The following is a 15,987-nucleotide window of genomic DNA, read 5'->3' as shown; positions in this document are numbered from 1 at the left end:
AAATCGACCGCGCAGCGTCCGGGCGGGCGCCGGGGGCGGGGACGGTGTGGGCCGTACGGCCTACAAGCCCTCCAGGGCCGGCAGGACCCGGTCCGGGGTCAGGGGGAGGTCGCGCAGGCGTTTCCCGGTGGCATGGCACACGGCGTTGCCGATCGCGGCCGCCGTGCCGACGATGCCGATCTCGCCGATTCCCTTGCTGCCCATCGGGTTGAGGTGTTCGTCGTGCTCGTCGATCCAGTGCACCTCGATGTCGGGCACGTCCGCGTGGACCGGCACGTGGTAGGCCGCGAGGTCGGCTTCGACGAAGCCGCCGAGGACGGGGTCGGCCGTACTCCGTTCCGTCAGTGCCATCCCGATGCCCATGACCATCGCGCCGGTGAACTGGGAGCGCGCCGTCACCGGGTTCAGGATGCGCCCGGCGGCGAAGACACCGAGCAGACGGCGTACGCGTACCTCTCCGGTGACCGTATCGACCTGGACGTCGGCGAAGTGGGCACCGAACGCGTGGCGGGCGTACGGCTGCTCCTGCCGGACCGCTTGCGTGGTGTCGGCCGTCTCCGACAGCCCCTCGGCGGGCACGCCGTGCCGCAGGCCCGCCAGGCGGGCGGCCAGCGCGGTGCAGGCCTCGTGCACCGCCCACCCCCAGGAAGCCGTTCCGGCGGATCCGCCGGCGAGCATGGCCGGTGGCAGGTCGGTGCTGCCGATGGCCACCGTCACGGAATCCAGCGGGACGGCGAGGGCGTCGGCCGCTACCTGGGCGAGGACGGTACGGGCGCCCGTCCCGATGTCGGTGGCGTTGATCTCGACGAGGTGGCTCCCGTCGGGCCGGGCGTGGGCCCGGGCGGCCGACGGCGCGATGTAGACGGGGTAGGTGGCGGAGGCCACCCCGGTGCCCCGGAGGAACGGCCCTTCCCTGCGCGGCGTACGCGATGCGGCCCAGCCGAAGCGGGCCGCGCCCTCGCGCAGGCAGTCCACGAGGTGCCGGCTGCTGAAGGGCCGGCCGGTGTCGGGTTCGCTCGCGGGCTCGTTGCGGATGCGCAGCTCGACGGGGTCTACCCCCAGCGCTTCGGCCAGCTCGTCCATGGCCGACTCCAGGGCGTACATGCCGGGCGCCTCCCCCGGGGCGCGCATCCACGACGGCGTGGGGACGTCCAGGGCTACGGCCCGGTGGGCGGTGCGGCTGTCCGGTACGGCGTACATGACGCGGGCGGGGACGGCCGCCTGCTCCACGAACTCCCGGACCCTGGAGGTGTACGTGGTGATTTCGTGGGTGAGCGCGGTCAGGGTGCCGTCGGTGCGGGCACCCAGGCTGATCTCGTGGAGGGTTTCCGCACGGTGCCCGACCACGGCGGCCAGGTGGCGCCGGGGCAGGGCGAGTACGACGGGGCGTCCGACGTGGCGGGCGGCCATGACGGCCAGCACCACGTGGGGGCGGGGGGTGCCCTTGGAACCGAAGCCTCCGCCGACGTGCTCGCTGACGACCGTGATGTCCTCCTCGGGCAGGCCGAACAGCGAGGCCAGCGCCGTCCGAACCGCCCCAGCGCCCTGGCTGGAGTCGTGGACGGTCAGGTGCTCACGGCCGTCCACGACGTCCCATCGGGCGGTGGCGGCGTGCGGTTCCATGGGGTGGTTGTGCAGGGGCGGCACGGTGTAGAAGCAGTCGACGCGTACGGGGGCGGCGGCGAGGGCCGCGTCCGGGTCGCCCCGTTCCCGCAGGCCGGGGTACCCGGCGTTGACCTCCTCGGGCGCGTAGGCCTCGGGGTGGTCGGTGCGCAGGCCGACGTCGTGTGCCTCGGTCGCGTAGGTGATCCGTACCGCTTCCGCGGCGGCCCGCGCCGCCTCGGGGGTCTCGGCGACGGCCAGGGCCACGTACCAGCCGCGGTGCGGGACTTCGGTGTTCTGGAGCACCTGGAGGGTGGGGTCGTCCGAGGTTCCCAGACGGGGCGCGTCGTACGGGGTGAGGACGCCCAGCACACCCGGGAGCGCCAGGCCGGGGCCGGTGTCCACGGCGGTGACGCGGCCGCGGGGCACGGTGGCGGGCACGGGCCAGGCGTAGACGAGACCGGGCGGGGTGCGGTCGGTGGCGTAGTGCGCGGCGCCCGTGACCTTCTGGGGCCCCTCGGTCCGGGCTGCGGGGGTACCGAGGGCGGGGGCGGCGCGGTCGGGACGGTCGGGGCACATTCCTGCTCCTACGGGGTGCGGGGGCGTCCGTCCTGCGCCCGCCGGGCGAGCGTGGCGAGTGCGTCGCACGCGAGGTTGCGGGCGAGCGTGATCTTGTGGGCGTTGTCGGGCAGGGGCTGCGCCTGGGCCAGCTCCGCGTCGACGGCCTCCCGCACGGCCTCGGCGGTCGGCTCGGCGCCGGTCAGCCGTTCCTCGGCCGTGGCGGCGCGCCAGGGCCGGTGGGCGAGGCCGCCGAAGGCGACGGCGACGCGCCGCACGCGACGGGTTGCGGGGTCGAGGTCGAGCACGACGGCCACCGAAGCCAGCGCGAAGGCGTAGGAGGCCCGCTCGCGGGCCTTGCGGTAGAGGGAAACGGCGCCGGGTCCGGCGGCGGGCAGGAGGACGGCGGTGACGATCTCCCCGTCCCGGATGACCGTGTCCCGCCCGGGCTGCTCGCCGGGGAGCCGGTGGAAGGCGGTGGCGGGCACGGTCCGGGTGCCCTCGCGTCCGTACAGCTCGATGTCCGCGTCGAGCGCGGCGAGGGCCACGGCCATGTCCGAGGGGTGGGTGGCGACGCAGTGCGCGGAGTGGCCGAGTACGGCGTGATCGCGGTGGACCCCGTCGCGCGCGGCGCAGCCGGAGCCCGGGTCGCGTTTGTTGCAGGGCGCCGACACGTCCTGGAAGTAGGAGCACCGGGTGCGCTGCAGCAGGTTGCCGCCGGTGGTGGCGGCGTTGCGCAGCTGCGCCGACGCTCCGGCGAGCAGTGCCTGCGCGAGGGCCGGATGGTGCGCGCGTACGAGGGGGTGGGCGGCCACGTCGCTGTTGCGTGCCGTGGCGCCGATGCGGAGCGTCCCCGCGGGCAGCAGCTCGATGCCCGCCAGTGGCAGCCCGGAAAGGTCGACGAGGGCGCCGGGGCTCTCGACTCCCAGTTTCATGAGGTCCACGAGGTTGGTGCCGCCGGCGAGATAGCGGGAGCCGGGCAGCCGGGCGTGGGCGGCCGTCGCCTCCTGGAGGGTGGTCGCGCGCACGTAGGAGAAGGGTTTCACTCGATCACGTCCAGCACGGCGTCGACGATGCGGGGGTAGGCGCCGCAGCGGCAGATGTTGCCGCTGAGCCGTTCCCTGATCTCCGGCGCGGTCAGCGTGACGCGGCGGCCGGGCTCGGCGAGGACGTCGTCGGGTGTGACGTGCGAGGGGTGGCCCGAGGCGGCTTCCTCGATCGCCGCGACGGCGGAGCAGAGCTGGCCCGGCGTGCAGAAGCCGCACTGGAAGGCGTCCCGGTCGATGAACGCCTGCTGGAGCGGATGCAGTGCCCCGACGGTGCCGACGGTGCTGTCGGTGCTGTCGGTGCTGTCGGTCGCGGCGACGGCGGCGAGTCCCTCCACCGTGGTGACGTGCGCGCCGTCCTGGGCCACGGCGAGCAGCAGGCAGCTGTTCATCCGCCTCCCGTCGACGAGCACCGTGCAGGCGCCGCACTGACCGTGGTCGCACCCCTTCTTCGCGCCGGTCAGGCCGAGGTGCTCGCGCAGGGCGTCGAGCAGGGTGACGCGGTGGTCGAGCGGGAGGACGTGGTCCCTGCCGTTGACGCGGAGCGTGACGCGGGAGGTATGGGACTCTGTCGCACTCGCCACCGCCGGCTCCCTCCGTGTCTCCGTTACCCGTCGACCATGCCGTCGCGGAGCCCGGTGTGCGGCGTGCCACGCGGAGCGTCGCCGACGGCGGGGGCGATCTTCCATCGGTCGGCCCCGCCCGGACCCCGCGGGACGGCCCTCAGCGCAGCAGGTCCAGGAGTTCGCGCTCGCGTGCTGCGCTCAGCCCGGCCCGGCGCGGCCGGTCCAGCCCCGCTTCCCGCTCCCAGCGCAGGGTGTCCGCCAGGAGCTCCGCCCGGGGGCGGTGGCGCAGGCCTGCCGCGAGCGCCGCGGCGCCGGTGCGCGCGCTGAAGCCGGCCCATTCCGGGTCGGTCATCCACATCGCGAGCGACTCCTCACCCATGAACTGGCCCACCTGCTGCCCGAGCAGCCAGTCGGTGTCCGCCTCCACCACCGGCCCGGTGTGCCCGCCGATCTCCCGCGACAGCGCGACCCACTCCGCGAAGGGCACGACCGGGCCGACCGCGTCGTACGTGCCGGTCGTCCCCTTGCGCGCGCAGTCGAGCAGCCAGGCCCCGAGGTCCCGTACGTCGACGGCCTGCGTCGGCACGTCCGGGGAGTCGGGTACCAGCAGCGGGGCCAGCGGCTCGCGGGCGGCGCGGCCGACCCAGTACCCGGTGCGGCCGCTGTGGTCGCCCGGTCCGCCGATCAGTCCGGCCCGCGCGATGAGCAGCCGGTCCCCCACCGCGGCCGTGGAGGCTTCCTCGCAGGCCGCCTTGGCCTCGCCGTACTGCTCGCGGCCGGCCTCGTCCCGCGCCGCCGCCGGCAGCAGTGCGGCCGTCTCGTCCGCGCCCGGGTCCGCGTGCGAGGCGTACGCGGAGACCGACGACACGTACGACCAGTGGCCCGCCCGCGCGCCGAGCGCGGCGAGTGCCCCGCGGACGAATCCGGGCTGCCAGGACACCTCGACCACGGCGTCCCAGTCCCGGCCCGCCACGCCCTCGTACGCCGACGGGTCGCGCCGGTCGGCGGTGACCAGTGCCGCGCCCTCGGCGGCCGCTCCGCTCTCCCCGCGGGCCAGGCAGGTCACCTGGTGTCCCTGTGCCACTGCCTGCCGCGCGACCTCGCGGCCCAGCCATGCCGTCCCGCCCAGTATCAAGATCTCCATCGGCCCACCCAACACGGGCCGTGGGCCCGGCGCACGCCTCTTCGCCGAGAGCGGAGAGGGGAGAGGGGAGAGGGGAGAGCAGTGGCCAGTGAGCAGTGAGCCTGAAGAGCCGAGAGCTGTCAGGCCGCCGAAGCCGAAGTGATCACCAGCGGTGGTCTGGCCCGCTCCGCCGACCAGGCGCGGCTGTTCGCCAGTTCCGGGTCCGCGAGCGCGAGTGCCTCGTCCACCGAGGGACGTTGCTGGACGACGCCCCGGAAGCCGGTGCGCTCCAGCAGGGCGGGGATGACGGCGACCGGCCACGCGTGGTTGCGGACCTCCTGCCAGGTTCCGTCCGTGCGCCGGAGCCGTACGGTGAGCGGGTCGCCCGGCCGGTACGCCTGCCCCGCCTCGCCGATGCGCAGCGAGGCGTAGTCCGTTCCGCCGCAGTCGGGATCGGTGGCCAGCAGGACGAACGGGGCCCCGGGCCGCAGCAGCCGGCGGATCTCGGTGAACACCGCGAGCACCGCGTCCTCGGTCGGCAGCGAGGCGAGCACGTGGTTGCACATCACCGCGTCGGCGCAGCCGTCCGGCAGGCCCGTCGCCCGCCCGTTCTCGACGAGGTGGTACTCCGCCACCGCCGAGCCCGAACCGCGCGCCAGCGCCAGCATCTCGGGCGAGGTGTCCACCGCCAGCACCCGCGCCCCCAGCCGCCGGGCCGCCTGATCGGCCACCTTGCCCGGCCCGCATCCGTAGTCCACCAGGACCTCGCCGGCGCCGAGCCGGCGGCTCAGGGCCCGGAAGACGAACGGATATCCGAGGAGCCAGTCCGTGGCCGCCTCCACGGCCGCGAAGGCCTGTGCGCCCTCGCGGCCGGACCAGGCGGCGCCCTCTCCGACCCCGGGTCGCCCGGTTTCCTCCGACGAGTCGCTCACCGCCTCACTATCGGCCCGCCACCGCCTCTTCTCCACCTGCCACGCCGCCGCCCCTAAGCCTGCTCGCGCTCCGCCTCCGACACGAAGGGCTGGAGGAAGACTCCGATGAGCTGCTCCACCTCCGTGATCCGCTGCTCGTACACGTACAGCTGGTCCCTCAGCCCCGCCTTGGACTGTTCGTCGAACCGGGACTCCTCGATGTTGCGCTGGACGATGCCGATGAGGTCCTGCAGCTGTGTGTGGAGCGCTCCGCTGATGCCGCCCCACACGGCGCGCAGATCGGCGGCACGGCTGTCCGCGTACTGACGGGCGGTCAGGCCCGCCGAATCCCTCACGTGGTCGGAGAACTCCTGCGCCGCACGGGACTGCAGCTTGCCGTCTGCGAAGAGGACCGCCCCGGAGGCCATGAGCGGTCCGACGGCGGCTCCGATGGCCGCCGCGATGCCGACCGGTGGCATGGCCAGCCCCAGGGTGATCAGGCCGGCCGTGGCGGCCACGGCCGCACCGCCCGCGACCGCCGCACCGGTGCCCGCGCCGATCGCCATGAGCGAGCTGGGACGGAACAGCAGCGGCACGTCGTCCTGGTGGTACCGCCCGCCGCGGCCGTCGCCCTTCCCCGCCACGACCGCGAGCGTGTAGAGCAGGTGGTCCTGGTCCCGGACCGACTGCGCGCCGGTGAGCTCCGCACGGAGCTTGTCGAGGAGCGTCGCGTGCGCCTGGATCAGCGGTTCGAGCTGGCGCAGCAGGTCCGCCTGACGCTGCTCGATGAGGCGGTCGAGGCTCTCCGTGCAGAAGACCTGCATGCGTTCCTGGAGCTGGACCGTGTACGCCTCCCGCAGCTCGTGCTGGGCCGCCACCCGGCCGCCCTTGGTGAAGGACCGGACGGCCCGGCTCAGGCGCCCCGGCCCGGTCGTGACGTGCCAGTTGGCGATCTCGCCGCTGATGGTGGTCAGGAACGCGCTGAACTTCAGCTGTAGTTCGTTCTCGATGTCGAGAACCCTGGTGGCCACGATGTCGCGGATCGCGTCGGCGCTGGCGCGCAGTTGGTCCTGGGTGGCCTGGCTGCGGTCGAGCAGCTCGCGCAGCTCGGCCGTCGACTTCATCAGGATCGCGCCCTCGTCGTGCAGCCGCACGCGCAGGTTCACGGCGTTGTGCCGCAGGAACTCGGCGAGCCGGACGAACTTCACCCGGGCCGCGTCGCGCATGCAGAAGACCTCCAGGGCGTCCTCCAGCCCTCCGATCCCCGAGGCCCGCAGCCCTTCCTCGTCCCCGTCCAGCCGCGACTTCAGGGCCTGGAGAGCGCTGACGAAGAACACGTTGGAAGCGGCGGCCGAGCCGCTGTCCCCCGAGAGTTCGGCCACCGCGTTGCGGCACCGGCTCATCACCTCGGCCCGTTCTTCCTCCTCGATCCGGTCGAACTGGTTGACCACGAAGAAGATGTCACGGTGCCCGAGTTTCTTGACGCGCGTGAGGTAGTTCTCGGTCTCGTGGAGGGTGAACGGCCGTCCCGCGTCGGTGACGAAGACGACGGCGTCCACTTCCTCCAGGTACCTCAGGGTCACCAGCTCGCGGTCCGGGCTCTCGTTGATCCCGGCCGAGTCGACGATCTCCACGGACCTGCGGAGCAGCTCCAGCGGCTGCTCGACGACGGCGAGGGCGAACGACGGGGTCCGCGGCGCTCCGTGCGCGTCGATCTGCAGGGAGACCTCGCGTTTGAACTCCTCCGTCGTGACGGCCGTCTCGCCGCCCCGCCGGTCCGTGTCCCGGTACAGCCAGGCCCGCTCGGTCTCGCCCCAGCGCAGGACCGTGGTGAAGGCGGTGGCCGGATTGGCCTTGGTGGGGAGCAGTTTCTTCCCCAGAAGGGCGTTGATCAGCGTGCTCTTGCCGCTGCTGAACTCGCCGAGCACCATGATGCGGAAGGTCTCGCGCTCGAAGACCGCTCCGTTGATGCCGAGGTCCAGCAGTCCGCCCGGGGCTCCGGGCGGTGCGATGGCCGCCGCCGCCTCACCGGCCACCTGCTGCAGGCTCTGATAGTACGAGCGCAGTGTGCCTATGTTGTCGCTCCAGCCGCGGAACTGCGCGGCCGGGGATTCCTGGCCGGCCGCCAACTGCCGGTTGTCGTGCGCCATCAGGCCCCTTCCAGGAGGGATAGGTGAGCGTGCACGGAGCGGCTCAGCGACCGCGCCGTGCTCTGGAGTGAACGCCAGTGTCCGATCGAGTCCGGCTGGGCGGCGACCGCCGTCGTGTGCAGCCGCCACCACTGCTCGTCGCGGTCCCGGGCCTGGCTCAGCAGGCGCTCGTACACCTGGCCGATCCGCGTGTCCGTACGGGCCACTTGTTCGGTGAAGGCGGCTTCGACGATCCGCTCCAGATCGTCGATGGTGCGCTCGCGGCGCTCCCCCTGGCCGTGTTCGAGCGCCTCCGTCACCAGTGCCGTGCCGGCCGCCCCGGCGATCTGCGCGACGACCTCGGTCGAGACGGGTGTCAGTACGCTCTCGATGGCGGTGCCGACGAACTCCGGCAGCCAGGAGGCGTCCCAGCCCGTCGCGTTCTGCGATTCCGCGGCCGCCGCCGTGCCCGCCACCCCGGGCAGCGCCGCCGTCGGCACGACCCGCTGGGCGGGTGGGGCGGCCAGGCCCTGGAACAGCTCCTCTCCGGGCCGGTTGCGCAGCAGCGCGTCGCGCAGCCGGCCGGTGTCCTGTTCGAGCACCCGGTCGACGGTCACGGTGATCCAGGATTCGAAGTGCTGCAGGGCCTCGGCGGTGTACGGGATCGTGTGGAGCCGGATGAAGTGCTGCTCCTCCGGGGTCTCCAGCATCCGGGAGAAGCGCGCCGCGAGTTCGCGTACGGCGGCGGCCCGGCGCCTGCGCGCCTCCGCGGCGATCGTCGCCACGAGCGCGGCGCGCCACTCCCCCGCGTCGGCGCTGAGCACGATCCAGTGGAAGCGGGAGCTCTCGTGCGCCGTGTGCCAGATCTGCGCGGCGCGGGCCCTGACCGGGTCGGTCCAGTGCGCGTCCGTCAGTGCCCGGTCGGCCGCCTCCGCCACCAGGTCGCAGCTGGCCGCGAGCAGGTACAGGCGGCGGATCGTGCGTAACGCGCGGCGCAGTCGGACGCCGGCCAGCTGAGCCAGTGCCGAGCGCAGCTGGTCGACCCCGTCCAGGGCGGCGGCCTCGGCGCCGGGTGCCGGGCCCGGGGCGCCGGAGGTGCCGGGTGTGCGTACGCGTACGCGTACCGGTCCGGACAGCACCAGCGCCTCGGGAGCCAGCTGTCCCGCGAGGTGGTTGACCCGCCGCAGGATCTCGGCCGCCTCGTCCTCGACCTCGGAGAGCTTGGTGACGACGATCGCGAGCGGTGGCGTGTGCGGGGCGGCGGCCAGCGCCTTGATCCGGGCCTGTTCGGTGGCGAGCATCGCGCGGCGCGCCTCGGTGACCACGACGACCACGTCGCAGTCGGCCACGATCCTGGCGAGGGCGGCGCTGTCGGGCTGCCGTACGCCGGACCAGCCCTCCCAGCCGGGCGTGTCCACGAGTTCCACGCCGACCCGGGCCGGCCAGGAATCGGCCGGCACCTGCAGACGTACGGTGCGGTGCCCCGCCGACACCGCGTCCGCCGCCACCGCGTCCGCGGGCTCGGCCTCCTCGGAGCCGGCCTCCTCCGGACCCTCGGCGCCGGTCGGCCGTACGACGACGGGCGGCCCGTTCGTCGCGTGGACGGACACCGGCAGGCAGTCCGTGCCGATCAGTTCGTTGACGAGGCGTGACTTGCCGACGTTGCTGCCGCCGATGACGCAGATGCGGGCCAGTGGTGACTCGGCCCGGCGTGCGGCGCGGCGGATCAGCGAGGCCGCCGAGTCCGCCCCGGCCCGGTCCGCGAGCAGGGCCACCTGTTCCGCCAGTTCGCGCTGCGGCAGATCCCGCGCGCGCATTTCCCAACCGCCCACGGCGCCGCCACCCCACCCCGTCCACACCGACCCGGCGCGACCATGATGCCAACGGACGGCATCCGGCGCCGCCGATTCGGCGTTCCCGGATCAGGTGGTCGGGTGCAGGCGAGACGGGGAGAGCGGTGAACTCTGCGGCCGCGCGCCGTCGGAGGCGGCCAGGGCGCTGCCCTCCAGCCAGGCCGGCCAGTCCAGGTTCCAGTCACCGAAGCCGTTGTCGAAGGGGGCCATCTTCGCACCGCCGCTGTTGACCACTTCGACGATGTCCCCTTCGCGCACCGTGTCGAAGAACCACGCGGCGTTCTCGGTGCTCATACCCGTGCAGCCGTGGCTGACGTTCTCCTCGCCCTGCGCCTCGACCGACCAGGGCGCGGCGTGGATGTACTCGCCGCTCCACGTCACGCGCGTCGCGTAGAGCACGGGCAGGTCGTAGAACTCCGTGGTGCCGCGCCTGATGCCGACGGTGTCCCCGCGCATCCGCACCTTGGGCTCCTTGCCCAGCACCACCTTGATGCCGGCGCGCGTCCTGAACCCCGCTTTCCCGGTGGTGACCGGGATCGTCCTGATGACCCGTCCGTTGCGGCGTACGGTCATCTCGTGGGTGGCGGAGTCGGTCAGGGCCTCGATCCGGTCCCCGACGGTGAACTCCAACGGCTCGGAGGGGGCGCCGTAGCCGAGGTCGCCGACCTCGACCCCGTCGAGACCGCTGCTCACGCGGACCACGGTGTGGGCGGGCCAGTACGTACGCGGCCGGTAGTGGAGAGTCGAATCGTCGACCCAGTGCCAGGCGCCCTCGACGTGCGGCTCGGAGGTCACCTGCAGCGCCTGCTCCACCCGGGCGCGGGCCATCGGGTCGTCGGCGGGTACCGGCCGGCTGAGGTCCGCCGTGACGATCTCCCCCGCGCCGTACGTGCCGGGGCGGGGACCGAACTCGGCCGTCAGGCGGCCCCCGTCGGCGGGCGGGGCGGTGCTGAAGGCCATGGTCACCCCGACCGGTGTGCCGGCCGCGTCCTGGGCGCCGACCTGCACGGTGTACGTCTCCCCCGCCCGCAGCGGTTCGGTGTTCAGCCAGTACCCGCTGCCCGCGCCGAGTTCGCCGGCGAGGTGGCGGCCGTGCCCGTCGGTCACGGTCACGTCGGTGAGCCGTCCGCGGTCCGCGAGGGCGATCTCCAGCGGCGCGTCGGCGTCGGTGGGCAGCGCGTCCGCGCGGGCGGCGCGCGACGCGTCGCCCAGTGCCCTCATCCGCAGGACGGATCCCGTGCCGCGGGAGGTGGCCTGGACCCGCTGCTCCCGCCAGCCGCCGCACAGGCCCGGGCGGAACGTGTGGACGGCGCACCGTCCCGCGGCCGCCCGGGCGCCCTCGTCCACCGCCCGGCCGACCAGCAGCGTGACCGCCGCTTCCTTCGGCCCGCTCCCCGCCGTGGATCGCACGGTGTCCGCGTCCTGACCCTGGCCCGGCGCCGCCGCGACCACCAGCATGGCCCCCGTCACGGCGGCCACCACGCCCCACGCCTTCGTCGGTCGCTTTCCTCGCGTCGGTGACATAGCCACACAGCCCTCTCAGATCTCACACGGCCGGATGGCAGTATCAAAACGATCGGGAGCCAAAATGATGATCATGAACTCGGCTCTGCGGCCGAACGGGCACCCCAAGAGAACTCGTACGGAGCACACTTCGGGCTCCGGGCCCCGTCCGCGCGACGGCCGGAAGCCTTGCGTAGCATCCGGGCATGCCCTCTTCTCACGACCAGGTCCGGCTCCAGCTCCTGCGCCCCGACCACGCCGAGGCCGTACTCGCCTTCGAGCGGGAGAACCGGGCCTACTTCGCCGCGTCGGTACCCGACCGCGGCGACGGCTACTTCGCCGACTTCGAAGCACGCCACCGCGCGCTGCTGGCCGAGCAGGCCACGGGGGCGTGCCTCTTCCACCTCCTCGTGAGCGACAGCGGCGAGGTGATGGGACGGGTCAACCTGGTCGACGTGGCGGACGGTTCGGCCGAGCTCGGCTACCGGATCGCCGAGCGGGCCGCCGGCCGGGGGCTGGCCACATCGGCCGTCCACGAGATCTGCGGCCTGGCCGGTGCGGAGTACGGACTGACCACGCTGACGGCCGTCACCACGCTCGACAATGCCGGGTCCCGCGCCGTACTGGCCCGTACGGGCTTCCTCCCCGCCGGGGAGACGGAGGTGACCGGCCGCCCGGGCCTCCGTTTTGTACGGAACCTGTAGGAGCGGGACCATGGGGGCATGGAGGCGTCCCTGAGCGATGTCAGCACGCCGGCGCGGGTGGCGGACCCCGGTGAGGGCCTCAGCCACGAGGAGCTGGCGCTCGCGGCCCGCAACCACGGCCTTCCGCTGGAGGCCCTGCGTTACGAGGTCACCCCGGCGGGCCTGCACTACGTGCTGGTCCACTACGACATCCCGGCCGCGGCCGCCGACGGCTGGAACCTCGTCGTCGGCGGCCGGGTCCGTACGCCGCTGACCCTGACCCCGGAGTCCCTCGGCGCGCTCCCCGCCGTCACCCGGCGGGTCACCATGGAGTGCGCGGGCAACGGCCGGGCCCGGCTGTCCCCACGCCCGGTCAGCCAGCCCTGGCTCGTCGAGGCGGTGGGCACCGCCGACTGGACGGGCGTCCCGCTGCGGGCCGTCCTCGCCGAGGCCGGTGTCGAGCGGGACGCCGTCGAAGCCGTCTTCACGGGCGCCGACCACGGCGTGGAGCGCGGGGTCGAGCAGGACTACCAGCGCAGTCTGCCGCTGTCGGTCGCCACCGGGGACGATCCGGAGGTGCTGATCGCGTACGCCATGAACGGCCTGCCGCTGCCGCCGCAGCACGGTTGTCCCCTGCGCCTGGTCGTCCCCGGCTGGTACGGGATGGCGCACGTGAAGTGGCTGCGGGAGATCACGCTGGTCGACGCCCCGTTCACGGGGTTCCAGCAGGCGGTGGCCTACCGCTACCGGCAGGATCCCGACGACCCCGGCGAGCCGGTGACACGGATCGCGCCGCGCGCGCTGATGGTCCCGCCGGGATTCCCGGACTTCATGTCGCGCGTCCGCGTCGTACCCGCCGGGCCCGTACGGCTGGAGGGACGCGCCTGGTCGGGATACGGGCCGGTGGCCCGGGTGGAGGTGAGCTCCGACGGCGGCAGTTCCTGGAGCGAGGCCGATCTCGCGCCGCAGGGAGCGCACCGCTGGGCGTGGCAGGCCTGGCACCACACCTGGACCGCCACGCCCGGCAGCCACACCCTCCTCGCCCGCGCCACGGACGCCGAAGGCCGCACCCAGCCCCTGGAACAGCCTTGGAACCGGGGCGGCTTCGGCAACAACCTCGTCCAGCAGGTGCCCGTCCTGTGCCGCTGACCGCCTCGGTCAGCGGGGCGCGTCCGCACGGAGCAGCAGCGTGACGAAGCCCCATGACTCCCGGTAGACGCTCAGCCAATCCCGCCGGTGCTGCGCGGAGGTGGCCAGGGCGTCGGCGGCGGCGGGGTCCTCGGGGTGGTCCAGCGCCCATGCGGCCAGGGAGCCGGTCCAGGACCACTCGTAGTTGTCGAGCTCCTCGCGGCTGCTGACGTGGCCGAACACGGGCGTCCAGCCGGCCGCGGTGATGTTGTCCAGCGTGCCGGCGAGATCGGCGAAGTCGCCCATCATCTCCACCACTTCGGCGGAGGGCTCCTGCTGCCAGTAGCCGTCGCCGATCAGTACGTGCCCGCCGGGGGCGAGATGCTTGCGGGCGGCCTCCAGCGTGGGCAGCAAGCCGTCGAAGGCGTGGGCGGCGCCGACGCTCAGGACGAGGTCGTAGGGGTCCGCGGAGGTGTGGTCCGCGGCCGGTCCGTGGTGGAGCGTCAGTCGGTCCGCGACGGCGAGCCGCTCCGCCGCGGACCGGGCGCGGTCGAGGGCCGGCTCCGATATGTCGACTCCGTGGGCGCGGACGCCCTCGTGCATGCCGAGGCAGCGCAGCAGCCACTCACCGCCGCCGCAGCCGAGGTCGAGGACCCGTTCGTCACCGCGCGGCAGGCCGCGCTCCAGCAGACCGTGCACCGAGCTGTCCGAGAGCGGTGCGGCGATGGGGTGGTGGGTATGGGCCAGAAGAGAGATCATTTCGCGATTCACCGCGGCAGGCTGCCAGTCGAACTCCCGGGCCGCAACTGCTTTTCGCCGCCTCACGCGAGACCGTACCGCCGAGCGGACCTCCCTCCTCCTGGGTCGGCCGGTACAGGGCCGCCTTGAGCCGTGATCACAGGGCCCGGCGCATACAGACGCGCGGCCACCGGTCCAGGCCGTGCCGCGCTTCCTGTTCGCGGATCTCCCGCAGGCCGGGCGTGAGCCCGCCCTCGTCCAGCGGCCGGAACCCGCAGCGCTCGTAGTACGGGGCGTTCCACGGGACGTCGGTGAAGGTGGTGAGGGTCAGCGCGGGCAGGCCGTCGCGCGCGGCCCCGTCCGCCAGGTGGTCCAGCAGGGACCGGCCGACACGGCGGCGCGCGCTGTCCGGGTGCACCGACACCTGCTCGACGTGGAGGCCGCCGTCGACGCGGTCGGCGATCAGGTACGCGACGGGGGCGTCGGCCTCGTCGACGGCGACCCAGGCCAGCCCGGCCCGCTGGTAGCGGGCGAGTTCATCGAGCGGGAGCGGCTCGTCGTCGGCGATCTCCGGCATGCCGATGTCCCGGAAGCACAGCCCGGCCGCCCTCTCGATGTCCTGGAGCAGGGGCATTTCGTCGAGGCGTGCTGCTCGTATGCGCATGGACGCATTGTCGCGGCCCGGCCGGGCATTGCCAGCCGATTTAGGCCGCCCGTACCGGGGGTGGTCGGTGACTGCTCCGCAGTGCCGTAGGCTGGTGTCTACCGACGCGGGGTGGAGCAGCTCGGTAGCTCGCTGGGCTCATAACCCAGAGGTCGCAGGTTCAAATCCTGTCCCCGCTACTGAACGGCGAAGGGCCCGGATCTTCACGGATCCGGGCCCTTCGTCTTTCTTTCGGGCTTCTTTCAGAGCCGGTCCAGTACGGCGCCCAGGGCGTCCATGACGTAGCCGCGCCAGCCGCCGCCCATGATCTTGCGGGCCAGCATCTGCGCCGGGTCGTCCGGGTCGAAGCCCTCGTGGACGAGGAAGAGCCTGGTCCCGCGGCCCTCCGGTGCGAGCGTCCACGTGATGGTCCAGTCGGCCGTGTTCGCGGCGGAGGCGTCGGTCCAGCGGACCGAGAGCATCCGTCCGGTCTCGTAGGCGAGGACCTCCGCCGCCGTCGTACCGGAGTAACCCGTGTTCGGGCGCGGCGGCGAGGTCATCGTGTAGCGGTGGCCGACCTCCAGGCGGAAGTCCGACGGCATGAGCCACTGGGCGATCAGCTCGGGTTCGGTGAGGGCGCGCCAGACCTTGGCCGGCGGGTGCGGCAGGAACTGGTCGACCCGGACGGTGGTGAGGTCGTCGGGGCCGCCGGCTTCGAGGCCGTTCCCGTCGTCGCGCCCGTGGTCGTGGTCGTGCCCGTGGTCGGATGCTGGTGTCATGTCTCATCGTCCGGCAGGCGGTCCAGGAGCGCGCCGAGGTCCTTGAAGCGGTCCCGCCAGAACCGCTCGTACGGGTGCAGCCAGTCCTGCACGTCGGCCAGCGGCGCGGCCTCGAGACGGTAGATGCGCTGGCGGCCGGCGCGCTCCTCCGAGACGAGCCCGGCCTCCCGCAGCACCTTCAGGTGCTCCGAGAGACTGGGGCGGCGCATGTCGAAGTGGTCGGCGAGGGACTGGACCGGCTGCGGGCCGCGCTCGCGCAGCAGTCGCAGGACTTCACGGCGGGTGCCGTTGGCGAGCGCGGCGAACACGCGGTCCTCGTCGGCAGCCGTCGTGATCATGGGGCTAGAAGCCTTCCTTCTCGGTGAGCAGCATCAGGCCGTTGCCGTCGAGGTCGCGGAGACCGGCCATCCGCCCCCAGGGAGCGTCGTCCGGACCGCTCACCTCGACACCGGCCGCCACGAGCCGCGCGCAGTCGGCATCGACATCGGCCGTCACCAACATGATCCCCCGGGCGGAGCCGGGCGTGAAATCGCCCATCCCCGGTCCGGAGAGCGTGAAGACGGTCTGCGCGCCCCGCGGCGCGACCTGGAGCCAGCGCATGGGCCCGACCTGGCGGTCCGCGCGGACCTCGAAGTCGAGCACGCCGGTGTAGAAGGCGAGGGCCCGGTCCTGGTCGGTGACGGGGAGGGTGACGAAGGAGGCGTGCGTGATGTTCATGGCTCCAC

15 protein-coding genes and 1 tRNA gene are annotated in these 15,987 nt (G+C 73.4%); 3 read left to right on the top strand and 13 right to left on the bottom strand.

What is annotated here, in order from left to right:
- Positions 1–60: 60 nt before the first annotated feature.
- From OG429_RS35825 to OG429_RS35790, 8 genes are all read right to left on the bottom strand, one after another.
- Positions 61–2,181: a xanthine dehydrogenase family protein molybdopterin-binding subunit gene (locus OG429_RS35825; protein ID WP_328929417.1), complete on the bottom strand. Its 2,121-nt coding sequence runs from the start codon at positions 2,179–2,181 to the stop codon at positions 61–63.
- 8 nt (positions 2,182–2,189) lie between these two features.
- Positions 2,190–3,206 (bottom strand): FAD binding domain-containing protein, encoded by a 1,017-nt coding sequence (locus OG429_RS35820; protein ID WP_328929416.1) that lies wholly within the window; start codon positions 3,204–3,206, stop codon positions 2,190–2,192.
- Positions 3,203–3,790: a 2Fe-2S iron-sulfur cluster-binding protein gene (locus OG429_RS35815; protein ID WP_328929415.1), complete on the bottom strand. Its 588-nt coding sequence runs from the start codon at positions 3,788–3,790 to the stop codon at positions 3,203–3,205. The genes OG429_RS35820 and OG429_RS35815 overlap by 4 nt, the downstream gene beginning before the upstream one ends.
- A 139-nt stretch (positions 3,791–3,929) precedes the next feature.
- Positions 3,930–4,916, bottom strand: coding sequence for an NAD-dependent epimerase/dehydratase family protein (locus OG429_RS35810; RefSeq protein ID WP_328929414.1), 987 nt, complete (start codon positions 4,914–4,916; stop codon positions 3,930–3,932).
- A gap of 119 nt (positions 4,917–5,035) precedes the next feature.
- A complete protein-coding gene (locus OG429_RS35805) occupies positions 5,036–5,827 on the bottom strand; it encodes a class I SAM-dependent methyltransferase (RefSeq protein WP_328929413.1) in 792 nt (263 codons plus the stop codon).
- Between the two features lie 53 nt (positions 5,828–5,880).
- Positions 5,881–7,956: a dynamin family protein gene (locus OG429_RS35800; protein ID WP_328929412.1), complete on the bottom strand. Its 2,076-nt coding sequence runs from the start codon at positions 7,954–7,956 to the stop codon at positions 5,881–5,883.
- Positions 7,956–9,752, bottom strand: a complete 1,797-nt coding sequence (locus OG429_RS35795) for a dynamin family protein (RefSeq protein ID WP_328929411.1) — start codon at positions 9,750–9,752, stop codon at positions 7,956–7,958. The genes OG429_RS35800 and OG429_RS35795 overlap by 1 nt, the downstream gene beginning before the upstream one ends.
- A gap of 105 nt (positions 9,753–9,857) precedes the next feature.
- Positions 9,858–11,270: a L,D-transpeptidase gene (locus OG429_RS35790; RefSeq protein WP_328929410.1), complete on the bottom strand. Its 1,413-nt coding sequence runs from the start codon at positions 11,268–11,270 to the stop codon at positions 9,858–9,860.
- Positions 11,271–11,497: 227 nt separating this feature from the next.
- Between OG429_RS35790 and OG429_RS35785 the strand changes: the two genes are divergently transcribed.
- Positions 11,498–11,995: a GNAT family N-acetyltransferase gene (locus OG429_RS35785; protein WP_328929409.1), complete on the top strand. Its 498-nt coding sequence runs from the start codon at positions 11,498–11,500 to the stop codon at positions 11,993–11,995.
- 18 nt (positions 11,996–12,013) lie between these two features.
- Positions 12,014–13,123: a sulfite oxidase gene (locus OG429_RS35780; RefSeq protein ID WP_328929408.1), complete on the top strand. Its 1,110-nt coding sequence runs from the start codon at positions 12,014–12,016 to the stop codon at positions 13,121–13,123.
- A 9-nt stretch (positions 13,124–13,132) separates the two neighbouring features.
- Here OG429_RS35780 and OG429_RS35775 read toward each other — a convergent pair whose 3' ends face one another.
- Together OG429_RS35775 and OG429_RS35770 are read right to left on the bottom strand one after the other, a co-directional pair.
- On the bottom strand, positions 13,133–13,873 hold the full coding sequence (locus OG429_RS35775) for an SAM-dependent methyltransferase (RefSeq protein ID WP_328929407.1): 741 nt from the start codon (positions 13,871–13,873) through the stop codon (positions 13,133–13,135).
- A 124-nt stretch (positions 13,874–13,997) separates the two neighbouring features.
- A complete protein-coding gene (locus OG429_RS35770; protein ID WP_328929406.1) occupies positions 13,998–14,504 on the bottom strand; it encodes a GNAT family N-acetyltransferase in 507 nt (168 codons plus the stop codon).
- A gap of 105 nt (positions 14,505–14,609) precedes the next feature.
- Here OG429_RS35770 and OG429_RS35765 point away from each other — a divergent pair.
- A tRNA-Met gene (locus OG429_RS35765) sits at positions 14,610–14,683 on the top strand.
- A gap of 63 nt (positions 14,684–14,746) precedes the next feature.
- Here the strand turns inward: OG429_RS35765 and OG429_RS35760 are convergent.
- Genes OG429_RS35760 through OG429_RS35750 form a run of 3 tightly spaced genes read right to left on the bottom strand, consistent with a single transcriptional unit; the run spans position 14,747 to position 15,979 of the window.
- On the bottom strand, positions 14,747–15,262 hold the full coding sequence (locus OG429_RS35760; RefSeq protein ID WP_328929405.1) for an SRPBCC family protein: 516 nt from the start codon (positions 15,260–15,262) through the stop codon (positions 14,747–14,749).
- Entirely contained in the window at positions 15,259–15,600 is a 342-nt protein-coding gene (locus tag OG429_RS35755) for an ArsR/SmtB family transcription factor (RefSeq protein ID WP_328929404.1), read from the bottom strand. Before OG429_RS35755 ends, OG429_RS35760 begins: the two co-directional genes overlap by 4 nt.
- 4 nt (positions 15,601–15,604) lie before the next feature.
- Positions 15,605–15,979 (bottom strand): VOC family protein, encoded by a 375-nt coding sequence (locus OG429_RS35750; protein WP_328929403.1) that lies wholly within the window; start codon positions 15,977–15,979, stop codon positions 15,605–15,607.
- Between the last annotated feature and the right edge of the window lie 8 nt (positions 15,980–15,987).

This window comes from Streptomyces sp. NBC_00190, from assembly GCF_036203305.1.
GTDB lineage: Bacteria > Actinomycetota > Actinomycetes > Streptomycetales > Streptomycetaceae > Streptomyces.
The sequence above is the reverse complement of the archived record's forward strand: the minus strand, read 5'-3'. Positions and strand labels throughout refer to the sequence as shown.